The following is a 13,598-nucleotide window of genomic DNA, read 5'->3' as shown; positions in this document are numbered from 1 at the left end:
GATTCATCATCCTGTAACCCCCGCGCCGCCAAACCGTCATCCCCCACGCCCATCCTGTACTCCCCGTACTCGCATTGGGAGACTCCAAATGACCCGGCCCTACGAAGACAGCAACAGCACCGTCAAGACCCGTCGTCAGCAGGAAGACCAGCGCCGCATGGCGTTCCGTCGCGCCATCGAAGACCGTTGCGAGGAGCGCCAGTTGCTCCAGAGCATCAGCGACTACCCGGAACTGCATTGGCAGGCACCCGTGGCTGCCCAGCGAAACGCTCAGCCAGCGCGCTGATCTGCACCCGTTCGCTGCGAATAAAGCCCAGGAACGCATGGGCCACCGGTGACAGGCGTTTAGCCTTGGCCTGCACCAGGCACCAACTGCGGTACAGCGGCAGTTCTTCTACCGGCAGCTCCTTGAGCCCGCCGGTGGCCAGCTCCAGGTTCAAGGCGTGGCGCGTCAGCAGGGCCACGCCCAACCCTGCCGCCACGCACTCACGCTGTGCCTCCGCCGAGGCCACTTCCACCGTCTGGGTGAAGTGCACGCGTTTTTCCTTGAAGTACTCTTCGCAGGCCAGCCGCGTGCCAGAGCCCGGTTCGCGGATGAGCAGGGTGTAAGGCTCCAGGTCCTGCAGGCGCAACGGCCCTTGCAGGCTCAGGGGATGATCCGGCAATGCCACGGCCACAATCGGGTTGTTGAGAAACGGCAAGAACTCCAGGCCCATGTCCTGGGGCACCATGGACATGATCACCAAGTCGTCGCGGTTGTCCGAGAGCCTGCGGATTACCTGGGCACGGTTGACCACCGTGAGCTGCAATTGCACTTCCGGATGCTGGCGCTTGAAGGCGGCGAACAGGTGCGGCACGAAATACTTGGCGCTGGATTCCACCGCCAGTTTCAGTTGGCCTTGCAGTGACCCCTGCATGTCCGATAGCTGCATATCGAGGTTTTCCAGGCGCCCGAAAATATCGCGGCTGGCCCGTTGCAGGGCTTCGGCAGCCTCGGTCATGTAGAGCTTTTTGCCAACATAGTCGAACAGCGGCTGGCCGATCAGCTCTTCCAACTGACGAATTTGCAGGCTGACCGCCGGTTGGGTGAGGGACATTTCCTCGGCGGCACGGCTGTAGGAACGCAAATCACACACTTCATTGAAGATCTGCAATTGACGCAATGTCATACGCATCAATGACTTACGCATTTTATAAGCCCTTAGCTCCCCGGTCGTCCGGCCAACTATAAGTCTTTACTTATACACAACCCAATAATTATTGATTTTTGTTAATTCTCCTGTGCGCATAGTGTGTGTCTCGCGACTGTCATGAAACATTTGGTCACGCACCGGCCCGGCTGCAACGGGTCGAAGCACGCAAATCGGCTCAAGGGAATTTCCAAGTGATAAAAAAGATCCTGATCGCCAACCGTGGTGAAATTGCCGTACGAATCGTGCGTGCCTGCGCCGAGATGGGCATTCGCTCGGTCGCGGTTTATTCGGACGCCGACCGCCACGCGTTGCACGTCAAGCGTGCCGACGAAGCCCACAGCATCGGTGCCGAGCCACTGGCCGGTTACTTGAACCCGCGCAAGCTGGTGAACCTGGCGGTGGAAACCGGTTGCGATGCGCTGCACCCCGGCTACGGCTTCCTGTCGGAAAACGCCGAGTTGGCAGACATCTGTGCCGAACGCGGCATCAAATTCATTGGCCCTTCGGCCGAAGTGATTCGCCGCATGGGCGACAAGACCGAAGCGCGCCGCAGCATGATCAAGGCCGGTGTGCCGGTTACGCCGGGCACCGAAGGCAACGTCGCCGACATCCATGAAGCCCTCACCGAAGGCGACCGCATCGGTTACCCGGTGATGCTCAAGGCCACCTCCGGTGGCGGCGGGCGTGGCATTCGTCGTTGCAACAGTCGCGAAGAACTCGAGCAAGCCTTCCCCCGCGTGATTTCCGAAGCCACCAAGGCCTTCGGTTCGGCGGAAGTGTTCCTGGAAAAATGCATCGTCAATCCCAAGCACATCGAGGCGCAGATCCTTGGTGACAGCTTTGGCAACGTGGTGCACCTGTTCGAGCGTGATTGCTCGATCCAGCGTCGCAACCAGAAGCTGATCGAAATCGCCCCTAGCCCACAACTCACCCCGGAACAGCGCGCCTACATCGGCGACCTGTCGGTGCGCGCGGCCAAGGCTGTGGGCTACGAGAACGCCGGCACCGTGGAGTTCCTGCTCGCCGAGGGCGAGGTGTACTTCATGGAGATGAACACGCGGGTGCAGGTGGAACACACCATCACCGAAGAAATCACCGGCATCGATATCGTTCGTGAGCAAATCCGCATCGCCTCCGGCCTGCCGCTGTCGGTCAAGCAGGAAGACATCCAGCACCGGGGTTTCGCGTTGCAGTTTCGTATCAACGCCGAAGACCCGAAGAACAACTTCCTGCCAAGCTTCGGCAAGATCACCCGTTACTACGCCCCCGGCGGCCCCGGCGTGCGTACCGACACGGCGATCTACACCGGTTACACCATCCCGCCGTTCTACGACTCCATGTGCCTGAAACTGGTGGTGTGGGCGTTGACCTGGGAAGAAGCCATGGACCGCGGCCTGCGTGCCCTGGACGACATGCGCCTGCAAGGCGTGAAGACCACCGCCGCCTACTACCAGGAAATCCTGCGCAACCCGGAATTCCGTAGCGGCCAGTTCAATACAAGCTTTGTGGAAAGCCACCCTGAGCTGACCAACTACTCGATCAAGCGCAAACCCGAAGAGCTGGCCCTGGCCATCGCCGCCGCCATCGCCGCCCACGCAGGCCTGTGAGGAATATAACAATGAGCAAGAAGATCTTCGTAACCGACACCATCCTGCGCGACGCCCACCAATCGTTGCTGGCCACCCGCATGCGCACCGACGACATGCTGCCGATCTGCGACAAGCTCGACAAAGTCGGCTACTGGTCCCTGGAAGTCTGGGGCGGCGCGACCTTCGACGCCTGTGTGCGCTTTCTCAAGGAAGACCCGTGGGAGCGCCTGCGCCAACTGCGCGCCGCGCTGCCTAACACACGCCTGCAAATGCTGCTGCGCGGCCAGAACCTGCTGGGCTACCGCCATTACAGCGACGACGTGGTCAAAGCCTTCGTGGCCAAGGCGGCGGTCAACGGTATCGACGTGTTCCGCATTTTCGATGCAATGAACGACGTGCGTAACCTGCGCGTGGCCATTGAAGCGGTCAAGGCCGCTGGCAAGCATGCCCAGGGCACCATCGCCTACACCACCAGCCCGGTGCATACCGTGGAAGCGTTCGTGGCCCAGGCCAAGCAATTGGAAGCCATGGGCTGCGATTCCATCGCAATCAAGGACATGGCTGGCCTGCTCACGCCCTACGCCACTGGCGAGCTGGTCAAGGCACTCAAAGCCGAGCAGAACCTGCCGATCTTTATCCACTCCCACGACACCGCCGGCCTGGCCGCGATGTGCCAACTCAAGGCCATCGAAAACGGTGCCGACCATATCGACACGGCCATCTCCAGCTTTGCCTGGGGCACCAGCCATCCGGGCACCGAGTCGATGGTCGCTGCCCTTAAAGGCAGCGAGTTCGACACAGGCCTCGACCTGGAACTGCTGCAAGAGATCGGCCTGTACTTCTACGCCGTGCGCAAGAAGTACCACCAGTTCGAAAGCGAATTCACCGCCGTCGACACCCGTGTGCAGGTCAACCAGGTGCCGGGCGGGATGATCTCCAACCTGGCCAACCAGCTCAAAGAGCAAGGCGCTCTGAACCGCATGAGTGAAGTGCTGGCCGAGATTCCACGAGTGCGTGAAGACCTCGGCTTCCCGCCACTGGTAACGCCGACCTCGCAGATCGTCGGCACCCAGGCGTTCTTCAACGTGCTGGCCGGTGAGCGCTACAAGACCATCACCAACGAAGTGAAGCTCTATCTGCAAGGCGGTTACGGCAAGGCGCCGGGCACGGTGAACGAAAAACTGCGCCGCCAGGCCATCGGCAGCGAAGACCTGATCGACGTGCGCCCGGCGGATTTGCTCAAGCCGGAAATGACCAAGCTGCGCGGCGAAATCGGCGCACTGGCCAAGTCCGAAGAAGACGTGCTGACCTACGCCATGTTCCCGGACATCGGGCGCAAGTTCCTCGAAGAGCGCGACGCAGGCACCTTGGCTCCTGAAGTGCTGTTGCCGATCCCGGAAGCGGGCGGCGTGGCCCGTGCTGGCGGCGAAGGCGTACCGACCGAATTCGTTATCGATGTGCACGGCGAAAGCTACCGCGTGGATATCACCGGTGTCGGCGTGAAGGCCGAAGGCAAGCGCCACTTCTACCTGTCCATCGACGGCATGCCGGAAGAAGTGGTGTTCGAACCGCTCAACGAGTTTGTCAGCAGCGGCGGCAGCAAGCGCAAGCACGCGACCGAACCGGGCCATGTCAGCACGGCGATGCCGGGCAATATCGTTGATGTGCTGGTCAAGGTCGGCGATGTGGTCAAGGCCGGCCAGGCCGTGCTGATTACCGAAGCCATGAAGATGGAAACCGAAGTGCAGGCAGCGATTGCCGGCAAGGTGAGCGCTGTACATGTGGCCAAGGGCGACCGGGTGAACCCTGGCGAAATCCTGATTGAGATCGAAGGCTGATCACAGCCTTCGAAACTAACGTTTAATCCTCGGGGGGGCAGGTGCTCCCCTTTTTTTTCGCCTGCAATTCAGGCGTTCACGGGCTTAGAAGCTCATTTTCCACTGGCCCATCAGGCCTTGGTCGTGGCCATGGTTGCCGGCTTGGCTGGTATAGGTCAGGCCGACGCTGTGTTGGGTGGACAAGGCAAGGTCCAGGCCCGCTTGCAAGTCAAAGCTATCGCGGTCCAGGGCGGTGCCGGTGATGGTGTAACCGTCGATCAGACCCGGCGCATAGCGCGAGGTTTGGCGGACCTGGCTGTTGACGTCGCCGTAGAGGTGTTTCCAGCTCGTGCTGAGGTGGGGCGTGAGGCTCATGTTGTTGTCGAAGCGATACAGCGTTGCCAGGCGCAGGCCAAAGGTGCTGTTCAGGTTTCGCTGGGTTTGTGGGCCGACGTTCAATGCGGTCACGCCGCCGCTCTCTTTGAAACGGTCGCGCTGATAGCGTTGGTAGCCGAGGCCGACGAAGGGTTCGACAGTGGAATCACCGCTGCCCAATTGATAGCCCAGTTCGGAGAACAGGGTCTGGCTGCTGGCGTTGTATTTGCTTTTGAGCGAGTCGTGGTAATTGAGCAGGCTGACGCTGCGTTTGTTCTGCCCGGCATGGTTGCTGTAGATCGCCCCCAGGCGCAGGGCGAAGGGGCCGTCCTGGCGCACGGCGTAGCCGCCCAAGTGCCAGCTGTCCAGGTCGGCGGCATAACGCGGGGCATCCAAGCGGCTAGAGGTCTTGGCGCCCATGACACCCACCCGCCAGGCATGGTCGACCGCCCAGTCGGCGCCCAGCAACAGGCCTTGGGTATCGTGTTTCAAGCCGGCGCTACCGTGTTGTGCGTCTAGGCTGCCGCCGTTGCCCAGGCCTTGCACCCAGAAGTGGCCGTCGTCGTCAGTAGGCAGTGTGCGCAGAGTGGCCAGCAATTGGCGGCTCAGGTGCTGGGTGGTGGCCTGGGTTGCGGTGGCCAGGTTGGCGTTTTGGCTGGCGGCCAGTTGCTCAAGGGCTGCACCGATCCCTCCGGGTTGTTTGCTCAATTGTTCGAGCGATTTTTGCAGGTCCTTGAGGTCTTCCGCGTCCAACTCGCCGGAGGCCACCAGTTGAATCACTGCCGGCTCCAGCACCTGGGCGACTTGCAGGCCGTTGTGCGAAGTGGCCTGCTGAGTGAGGAACCCGTCGAAGGGCGGTGGAATGGGCGGCGCTTCGAACTGGGGTATAAATACTCCGCTATAGTCGGCGGCGTCATAGGGATAGCTGCCGTAAGGCTTGTATTCAATATCGCCTCGCGCATGGGCTGGCTGAAAACTTGCGGCCACTGCCAAGCTGATGACGATTGCGATTCTTTGAAGTGTAAAGGGCATGAATTCCCAACCTCTGATGAATGAGGCCGGGAATTTAGGCGAGGCGCGGGGGGATAACTGTCAGCCTATCGACCGCTGATGTGCGGGAGTTGTCTCTAGTACGGTGCGATTAAAAACTCATCTGCCATTGGCCGGTCAGCGCATGGTTGCGGCTGTTGCTGCCCACTTCGCCGGTATAGCCCAAGCCCAGGCGATGACGGGCGGATAAGCCTACGTCCAGGCCTGCTTCGAGCAACAGGCTGTCGCGGTCCAGGGCGCTGCCTTGCACATTGAAGGCGGTGCCACCGGCCAGGAAAGCCTGGCGTGTGGTGCTGTCGACATCGCCATAGGTGTGCTTCCAGCCAAGGCTGGCGCGGGGTGTGAGGCTGACGCCGTTGTCCAGCTGGCTCAGGTGCGCCAAGCGCAGGCCGAAGGTGCTGCTGAAGTTGTCCTGGGTCTGGCCCTCGACATGCAGTGCAGCGGCGCCGCCTTTTTCGTTATAGCCGTCGCGCTGGTAGCGCTGGTAGCCGAGGTTGGCGAACGGTTCTGCGCTCAAGCGACCGCTGCCCAGGGCGTAGCCCAGTTCCGCAAAAGCCTGCTGGCTGTTGGCGTCATAGTCGCCTTTGGGGCGGTCGTTAAAACCGTTGAAGGCCACCGTGCGTTTACTGTCGCCCTGGTGCCCGCTGTAGGCCGCACCCAGGCGCAACGCCAATGGGCCGCTCTGGCGCAGGGCATAGACGCCGGCGTGCCAGCTGTCGACGCTGCCGTCCACACCGGTGGTGTCCAGGTCGGTCTTGGAGTAACCGCCCAGCACACCCAGGCGCCAGTCGCTGTCCAGCGCCCAATCGGCGCCGAGCACTGTGCCTTTGGTGCGTTGGGTCAAGCCGTTGCTGCCGTGCTCGCCATCAAGCTTGCCGTAGCTGCCGATGCCTTGCAGCCACAGTCGGCCGCGGGCATTCGGGTCATTGAGGTTGCGCACCTCGGCGGGCACGCCGGTGGCGGCCAGTACCGGTGTATCTTTGTCATTGAGCCCTACCAGCAGTCCCGCACCGCCGCCCACCTGGTGCATGGCGGCGAGCATGCTGTTGCCCACTTGCGCACTGGCATTGAGGGTGGCGCTGGTGAGGTTGGCGGTGCTGCTGCCCGCCAGTTGCTCGATAGCGGCACCGGCTGTGCCGGTGGTGGTATTGAGCAGGGCGTTGTACAGCGGATTGGTCGTGCCCAGGCCCGCCAGGCTGTTGGCGGCGCTGGCGCCGTTGCCGGTGTTGGCGAACTGGTTGAAGGCGATGTCGTTACGGGTGTACGTAAGGCCGACCTGAGTGGGGCTGTAATCCAGGGTCGGGGTCAGGAAGGCGTAGTCGCTGGTGACCTTGCCAAACGTGCCATTGATGCTGCCGGCTTGCAGCACGCTGTAATGGCTTTGCCAGGGGTAGGTGCCTTCGCCGGGGTTGACCGCCAGCGTCGCGCCATTGAGGTAAGCGGTGCCGCCGACCTTGATCGGCGCGCTGCTGCCGTCGGCGTTGACGCCATAGGCCAGGGTCGAGCCGCTGCCCATGCGCAAGTCGCGGTTGATGCTGGCGGTGCCCAGCGCGGTGTTGGTCTGCAGGGTGCCGTTCACCACCAGGCTGCCCACCGAGCCGCCGCCGGCATACACACCGCCTGCGTCGACCGTCACGTTACCGGCAATGCCGCCTTGGTTGACCAGCGTGGCACCGCTGGAAATTTCGCCGCCGTCGCTGAAGTCACCCTGGCCGGTCAACGTCCAGGTGCCTTGCTTGACCTCCAACCGTTCGAGGTTGCGGCTGTCGCCAAAACTGCCACCGGCGACGTCGTCCAGGGTCAGTCGGTCGTAACCGCTGCCGCCGTCCACCGTGCCAATAAAGCGGCTGCCGTTGCGCAAGATCAGCTGGTCATCGCCGCCGCCCAAATCCAGGGCCAGGCCATTACTGCCGCTTATGGTGCCGCTGTTGATGACCGTGTCGGCAAAGTTGCCGACGAACTTCACGCCAAAGCCATCCAGGCCTTCAATCGTGCCGTGGTTCTCCAGGGTGGTGGCCGCGAGCCCCGGCCCGTCGCTGCCGTCGTCCACCAGGATGGCATTGTTGGCACCACTGATCAGCGCGCCTTTGGCGTTGTAGAGAGAGCCACCGCCCAGGGCGATCCCTTCGCTGCCGTTGGCGAAGCCGTTCTTGTCGACACCCCCGGCGCCGACGCCCTGGATAACACCGTAGTTTTCGATATGCGCGATCTTGTCGATGTCCACACCGTCACCGTCGCCATCCGGTTGCAACCCGGAGAACGCGCCGATGATGGTGCCGTGGTTGACCACAGTGCCGTCGCCATCGGAACCAAAGCCTGAGCCGTTGCGGCCGATCACCGTGCCGTAGTTGGTCAGCGTGGCGCCCTCGTCCGTGGTGATGCCATGGCGGCCACCGGAAATCAGGCCGTAATTGGTGACCGTCACGCCGCTGGCGGAGTCGATGTCCACGCCATCGAACTTGTCATCGCGGGAGAAGGTGTCGCCGGTGGAAATCTCGCCGTAGTTAGTGATAGAGGCGTTGGCGCCGGTCTTCATGCCGTCGCTGGCCTCCCCGCGAATCAAGCCACCGGCACGGTTGATGATCGTGGTGGTGACGTTACTGCTGCGCAGCGCATCCAGGTCCAGCCCTTGGCCGGTGGCCGAGCGAAGGGTGCCGCTGTTGTCGATCAGCACGCTGCCGCTGGCAACGTTACTGTTGATGCGCAACGCATCATTGGCGCCTTGGATCACCCCACCGGCAAGGTTGTAAATGCTGTACCTGCGCTCCCCGCTGACACTGCCCGAACTGTCGATACCCCGGCCGCCAGTGGAGGCCAGCTTGCCCGCGTTGGTGACTACCACCCCCTCACCGCGGGTGCCGTCCTTGAGCGTCACCGCTACCCCGGAAGTTGTAATGCTGCCAGGCGCCGACGTGGTCAACGTATCACTGCCACCCAGGGTTTGCCCCTGGGTAGTAGGTGTGTCGATCTGCAGGTTTTTTGCTGCGGCGGCTTCAATGAAACCGCCGCTGACCAACAGGGTGATGGCGAGCGCGAGGCGTTGAGGAGACGGGGGCATGCTGGACGACCTTGTTATGGCAAGCGAGTCGATTGGTATAGCGCAAGGTCGTTGCAGGAATGTGTCGCAGAGATGACGGTCAAGTCGTATGCATTAAATTGCATATCTCCAGGTCTTTCCCCTCCATATCTGCATTTTAATGCATATATAAAGACGCTCTATGAGTGAGAAATGCACTATATTGCATGTGTCGCTCTCATCACTGCTTAGCAGGTGCACTAAATTGCAGAAAGACACCGCTTACTCTTTGACGCTGCAGATTTTCACCGCCGGGCACTGGCATGATGCTATGCGGCTTGAATTTCCTGAACCGCAACGGGGTTTTGTCGGGCCCTGCAGGTTTCATTACCGCCAGGATTATCTGGCCGATCACCTCGAAGAGATCCAGCAGCCTTTTTGCTACGCGGCCAGTGCCCGGTTCCCGCTGGATTGGGACGTTACGGTGCTCAAGTCAGCCCCCGCTTTTTTGCACGATATTGCGCCAGCCGGCGCAGCCAAGCGCTTTTTGATGCAGCGTCTTGGTCGTGAGAAACCCCAGGCCATCGATGACGACTTGTTCTTGCTGGGGCGCAGTACGCCGGCGCCGATTGGCAACATGCGGATCAAGGAGTCCATCCAAGCCCTGAGCGGTGAAACACCGATGGGATTTGCACGACATGAGGTCGTCAGTCGCGATAGCCGCTTCCTGGAATATGCCTATGAACAAGGTGCTGCCATCGGCGGTGCTACCGGAGCAGGGGGCGAGGCACCGAAATTGTTGATGACCCAAGGCGTAGATGGCTTGCTGTATCCAGACGCGATCCTGAATGACGCTGACGTCGCTCAGCACTGGTTCATCAAGTTCGCGCGCAACCAGGCTACGCAGACTGATCAAGATATCCTGCGAAGTGAGTACCACTATTACCGGGCGCTTGAGTCTCTTGGCATCGAAACGGTCGCCACCCAAGGGCTGGCGCTGGAAGAGGCGACAAAACCCAGCCTGTGGATGCATCGTTTTGATCGCAGGCTGGGTGAGGGCGGTGTTGAACGGCTGGCCGTCGAGTCGATCTATTCCTTGGCCTGTGTGACCACCCCTGGCAGCTACATGGATCATCTGGAGGTGGTGAGGCTGTTGGTCGATCAATGGCGAGCAGTGGGGCAAGGGGACCACATCGCAGATCTGGTCGCAGAGTACCTGCGCCGGGATTTGCTGAATAAAGTGCTGGGTAATTCGGATAACCACGGCCGCAATACATCGATCATCCGCGAGCCCAAGGCGCTGCGCCTGGCCCCCATTTATGATTTGGCACCCATGGTAATGGACGCTGAAGCTGTCACTCGAACCACCAAATGGCCCAAACCCTTGGAAATCGCCGGGGATATCAATTGGCGAGCGGTATGCGAGGCTCTGGCCGACCTCGTCGACCCCGAGCAAAGCTTTGAACGCCTGCGACAAACAGCCGAGCACCTGCGTGCATTACCGGATCTTCTGGTGACCAGTGGCGTGCCCGCTGTGACCTTGAATCACCCCAGCATCCCATTGGGCAAACTGGACCTGCGCCTCAAGCAGTGGGGGTTGAGATGACTACCAGCATGGACGCCCGTGCGTTGTTGATCGACAGCGTCGAACAAGGCTTGGCCGATGGCTCGCTCGAGCTGGGCGCCGCCGTGCGCCGCCTGCGCACCGAAGTGACCGGCCTGCACCAAAGCCAGTTCGCCAGAATGTGCAAGATCTCGGTGCGCACCCTGGTGCATATCGAACATGGCGAGGGCAACCCAACCCTGAAATCGCTGAATGCCGTGTTTCGGCCCTTCGGTTTGCAGATGGGCGTGGTCAAGGTGCGGCGCAACGGGCCCTGACCTTCAACCGCGCCGCACGTAGCCCTTGCCGAAATGCCGCTCCATGCGCGCCTGGATCAATTCCAGCCCCAGGGACATCACCCAATAAATGATCGCCGCCGTCGTGAGCATCTCGATATAGCGGTAGCTTGAACGGCCATAGGACTGCGCCAGGAACATCACTTCCCACACGCCCATCACCGAAATCAGGGAGGAGTCCTTGAGCATCGAGATGAACTGGTTGGTGGCCGGCGGGATGATGGTGCGCATGGCCTGGGGCAGGGTCACGTGCCAGAAGATCGCCCTGTCGCGCATGCCCAGGGCCAGCGCGGCCTCGCGTTGGCCATGGGGCACGCCGAGGATGCCGGCGCGGAAAATCTCGCTCAGGTAGGCGCCGTAGTTCAGCGACAGCGCGATGATCCCGGCGACGATGGCGCCTGGCACTAGCCCCAGTTGCGGCAGGCCCAGGTAGATCAACAGGATCTGGATCAGCAGCGGTGTGCCGCGAAAGAACGAGGCGTAGAAACTGGCGATGCCGAACGCCACCGCACTTTTCGACAGGCGCCCCAATGCGGTGATAAAGCCCAGCACCGATGAGGCGACGATGGCGCACAGGCACAAGAACAGCGTTAGCGCCGCGCCTTGCAGGAAGCCGTTGGGCGCAAGGTGCAGGCCGACGAGGTTGGGCAGCTTGTCGAGGATGATCGAGAACTTCAGGTCAAAGCTCAGGAAGAAACTCGCAAACAGGGCGAACAGTGCCGCCCAGGTCAGGTAAAGCCGTAGGCGAAAACTCATCGGCTGATATCGGCGCCGATCCATTTTTGCGACAGCGCGCTCAAGGTGCCGTCCTGCTTGAGCTGGGCGAAGACCTCACGCACTTTGCTGTCCCACTGCGGGTCGCCTTTCTCGATGGCCACCGAGTTGGGCTCCGAGTACAGCGGCGCACCGGCGAGCTTGAAGCGCTTGTCCTGGCTCAGGCGCGGCTGCGCGGTGACCAGGTTGGTGAGGATCGCGTCCAGGCGCACGCCAGCGCCCAAGCCCAGATCCTGGAACGCCACGTTGTCGGTGTCGTACGGGGCGATCTGCACCTCCTCGAACGGGTACTGCAATTGCGTGTCTTCAGCGCCTTCGATCACCAGGTTCTTGTTCAAGTAGCTTTCGTAGCTGGAGGCGCTTGTGAGGCCGACTTTCTTGCCGCTCAGGTCCCGGGCTTCGTGGATGCGATCGTCCTTGGCATTGACCACGATCACGGCCGGCGAAGCGTAGTACTCCACCGGGAAGTCGAACACCTCGGCGCGTGCTTTGCTAGGGGTCATGGAGCAGATGCAAATGTCGTAGCGCCCGCTCCAGCGGCCGGCGGCGATCACGTCCCAGGACGGGGTTTCCAGGCGCAACTTTACGCCCAGTTTTTGTGCCACGGCCTTGGCCACGTCCACGTCGAAACCGTCGAGCTGGTTCTGGTCATTGAGAAATGAAAACGGCGGATAGCTTTCCATCAGCACGCCGACCAGTTCTTTCTTTTGCTCGACACGATCCAGCGTGGCACCGCCAAAGGCTTGGGTTGAAGCAGCCAACATCGTCAGGCCCAGGGCCAACAGCGGTCTGAATTTCAAAATCGAACACCCGAATAAAAAAGAGGTTGTTATTAACCGAACGGTACGCATTAAATAGTTATAAGAACGACTCTCATAGTGAGTTATTTTCATAAGCATATGAGTAAAAAGCATATGGGCGCAGTAAGCACAGTAATTCTCGATGGCGGCATGGGCCGTGAACTGCAACGCCGTGGCGCGCCGTTCCGCCAGCCGGAATGGTCGGCACTGGCCTTGAGCGAAGCGCCGCAAGCGGTGGAGGCGGTGCACGCGGCCTACATCGACAGTGGTGCCAATGTGATCACCAGCAACAGTTACGCGGTGGTGCCGTTCCACATTGGCGAAGCGCGGTTTGCCGAAGAAGGCCAGGCGCTGGCCGCCCTGGCCGGTGAGTTGGCGCGACGGGCGGTGCAAGCCTCCGGTAAAACCGTGCAGGTCGCCGGCTCACTGCCGCCGCTGTTTGGCTCTTATCGCCCTGATCTGTTCCAGGCCGAGCGCGTCAGTGAGTTGCTCACCCCCTTGGTGAACGGCCTGGCCCCGCATGTAGACCTGTGGCTGGCGGAAACCCAGAGCTCGATCGCTGAAGCACGGGCGATCCATGCCGGGCTGCCTAAGGATGGCAAGCCGTTCTGGCTGTCGTTTACCTTGAAAGATGAAGACACCGACGAGGTGCCGCGCCTGCGCTCCGGCGAACCGGTGGTGGACGCAGCCGAGGCGGCGGCGCAGCTAGGTGTGCAGGTATTGCTGTTCAACTGCAGCCAGCCGGAAGTGATCGGCGCGGCCATTGATGCGGCGCGGGCAACCTTCGAACGATTGGGTGTAGCGATTCAGATCGGCGCCTACGCCAACGCCTTCCCACCGCAACCCAAGGAAGCCACGGCCAACGATGGCCTGGACCCGTTGCGCGACGACCTCGACCCGCCGGGTTACCTGCACTGGGCGGCAGATTGGCAAGCGCGCGGCGCTAGCCATCTGGGTGGATGCTGCGGCATCGGACCGGAGCATATTGCGGTGCTGGCCCAGCGCCTGACCCACTGATTCACCGCTGGTCAAAACTGTGGGAGCGGGCTTGCTCGCGAAAACGATGGTTCAGTCACAGCAGTGTT

11 protein-coding genes are annotated in these 13,598 nt (G+C 61.3%); 6 read left to right on the top strand and 5 right to left on the bottom strand.

The features are described from left to right. Window positions 1-88 precede the first annotated feature (88 nt). On the top strand, window positions 89-286 hold the full coding sequence (locus tag N2A98_RS26840) for a hypothetical protein (protein ID WP_073526287.1): 198 nt from the start codon (window positions 89-91) through the stop codon (window positions 284-286). Here N2A98_RS26840 and N2A98_RS26835 read toward each other — a convergent pair. Further along, window positions 216-1,190: a LysR family transcriptional regulator gene (locus N2A98_RS26835; protein WP_032894431.1), complete on the bottom strand. Its 975-nt coding sequence runs from the start codon at window positions 1,188-1,190 to the stop codon at window positions 216-218. The genes N2A98_RS26840 and N2A98_RS26835 overlap by 71 nt on opposite strands. A 194-nt stretch (window positions 1,191-1,384) precedes the next feature. Here N2A98_RS26835 and N2A98_RS26830 point away from each other — a divergent pair, with 194 nt between their 5' ends. Continuing rightward, a complete protein-coding gene (locus N2A98_RS26830; RefSeq protein ID WP_003195732.1) occupies window positions 1,385-2,800 on the top strand; it encodes an acetyl-CoA carboxylase biotin carboxylase subunit in 1,416 nt (471 codons plus the stop codon). Between the two features lie 11 nt (window positions 2,801-2,811). Then, window positions 2,812-4,620 (top strand): sodium-extruding oxaloacetate decarboxylase subunit alpha, encoded by a 1,809-nt coding sequence (gene oadA / locus N2A98_RS26825; RefSeq protein WP_275622836.1) that lies wholly within the window; start codon window positions 2,812-2,814, stop codon window positions 4,618-4,620. Window positions 4,621-4,704: 84 nt separating this feature from the next. Here oadA and N2A98_RS26820 read toward each other — a convergent pair whose 3' ends face one another. Together N2A98_RS26820 and N2A98_RS26815 are read right to left on the bottom strand one after the other, a co-directional pair. Beyond that, entirely contained in the window at window positions 4,705-6,006 is a 1,302-nt protein-coding gene (locus N2A98_RS26820) for an autotransporter outer membrane beta-barrel domain-containing protein (RefSeq protein ID WP_275622835.1), read from the bottom strand. 109 nt (window positions 6,007-6,115) lie between these two features. After that, the gene (locus N2A98_RS26815) at window positions 6,116-9,082 is read right to left on the bottom strand and encodes an autotransporter outer membrane beta-barrel domain-containing protein (protein WP_275622834.1); all 2,967 of its coding nucleotides are present in this window, start codon (window positions 9,080-9,082) and stop codon (window positions 6,116-6,118) included. Between the two features lie 223 nt (window positions 9,083-9,305). On the opposite strand from N2A98_RS26815, the gene N2A98_RS26810 reads away from it, so the two are divergent. Together N2A98_RS26810 and N2A98_RS26805 are read left to right on the top strand one after the other, a co-directional pair. Next, a complete protein-coding gene (locus N2A98_RS26810) occupies window positions 9,306-10,646 on the top strand; it encodes a HipA domain-containing protein (RefSeq protein ID WP_078466289.1) in 1,341 nt (446 codons plus the stop codon). Then, the gene (locus N2A98_RS26805) at window positions 10,643-10,921 is read left to right on the top strand and encodes a helix-turn-helix transcriptional regulator (protein ID WP_044269982.1); all 279 of its coding nucleotides are present in this window, start codon (window positions 10,643-10,645) and stop codon (window positions 10,919-10,921) included. The genes N2A98_RS26810 and N2A98_RS26805 overlap by 4 nt, the downstream gene beginning before the upstream one ends. Window positions 10,922-10,924: 3 nt before the next feature. Here N2A98_RS26805 and N2A98_RS26800 read toward each other — a convergent pair whose 3' ends face one another. After that, on the bottom strand, window positions 10,925-11,695 hold the full coding sequence (locus N2A98_RS26800) for an amino acid ABC transporter permease (RefSeq protein WP_014720547.1): 771 nt from the start codon (window positions 11,693-11,695) through the stop codon (window positions 10,925-10,927). Further along, a complete protein-coding gene (locus N2A98_RS26795) occupies window positions 11,692-12,513 on the bottom strand; it encodes an ABC transporter substrate-binding protein (RefSeq protein WP_034134100.1) in 822 nt (273 codons plus the stop codon). Before N2A98_RS26795 ends, N2A98_RS26800 begins: the two co-directional genes overlap by 4 nt. Window positions 12,514-12,627: 114 nt before the next feature. On the opposite strand from N2A98_RS26795, the gene N2A98_RS26790 reads away from it, so the two are divergent. Then, window positions 12,628-13,530: a homocysteine S-methyltransferase family protein gene (locus N2A98_RS26790; protein WP_069556863.1), complete on the top strand. Its 903-nt coding sequence runs from the start codon at window positions 12,628-12,630 to the stop codon at window positions 13,528-13,530. The last annotated feature ends 68 nt before the right edge of the window (window positions 13,531-13,598 follow it).

This window comes from Pseudomonas sp. FJ2-5-13, assembly GCF_029201605.1.
GTDB classification, from domain to species: Bacteria; Pseudomonadota; Gammaproteobacteria; order Pseudomonadales; family Pseudomonadaceae; genus Aquipseudomonas; species Aquipseudomonas lactis.
This window is presented reverse-complemented; position numbering and strand designations above follow the sequence as displayed.

Excerpts from the sequence above, each read along its gene's own strand:
- N2A98_RS26840 (WP_073526287.1), top strand. The coding sequence starts at position 89 with ATGACCCGGCCCTACGAAGACAGCAACAGCACCGTCAAGACCCGTCGT.
- N2A98_RS26835 (WP_032894431.1), bottom strand. The coding sequence starts at position 1,190 with ATGCGTAAGTCATTGATGCGTATGACATTGCGTCAATTGCAGATCTTC.
- oadA (WP_275622836.1), top strand. The coding sequence starts at position 2,812 with ATGAGCAAGAAGATCTTCGTAACCGACACCATCCTGCGCGACGCCCAC.
- N2A98_RS26820 (WP_275622835.1), bottom strand. The coding sequence starts at position 6,006 with ATGCCCTTTACACTTCAAAGAATCGCAATCGTCATCAGCTTGGCAGTG.
- N2A98_RS26815 (WP_275622834.1), bottom strand. The coding sequence starts at position 9,082 with ATGCCCCCGTCTCCTCAACGCCTCGCGCTCGCCATCACCCTGTTGGTC.
- N2A98_RS26805 (WP_044269982.1), top strand. The coding sequence starts at position 10,643 with ATGACTACCAGCATGGACGCCCGTGCGTTGTTGATCGACAGCGTCGAA.
- N2A98_RS26800 (WP_014720547.1), bottom strand. The coding sequence starts at position 11,695 with ATGAGTTTTCGCCTACGGCTTTACCTGACCTGGGCGGCACTGTTCGCC.
- N2A98_RS26790 (WP_069556863.1), top strand. The coding sequence starts at position 12,628 with ATGGGCGCAGTAAGCACAGTAATTCTCGATGGCGGCATGGGCCGTGAA.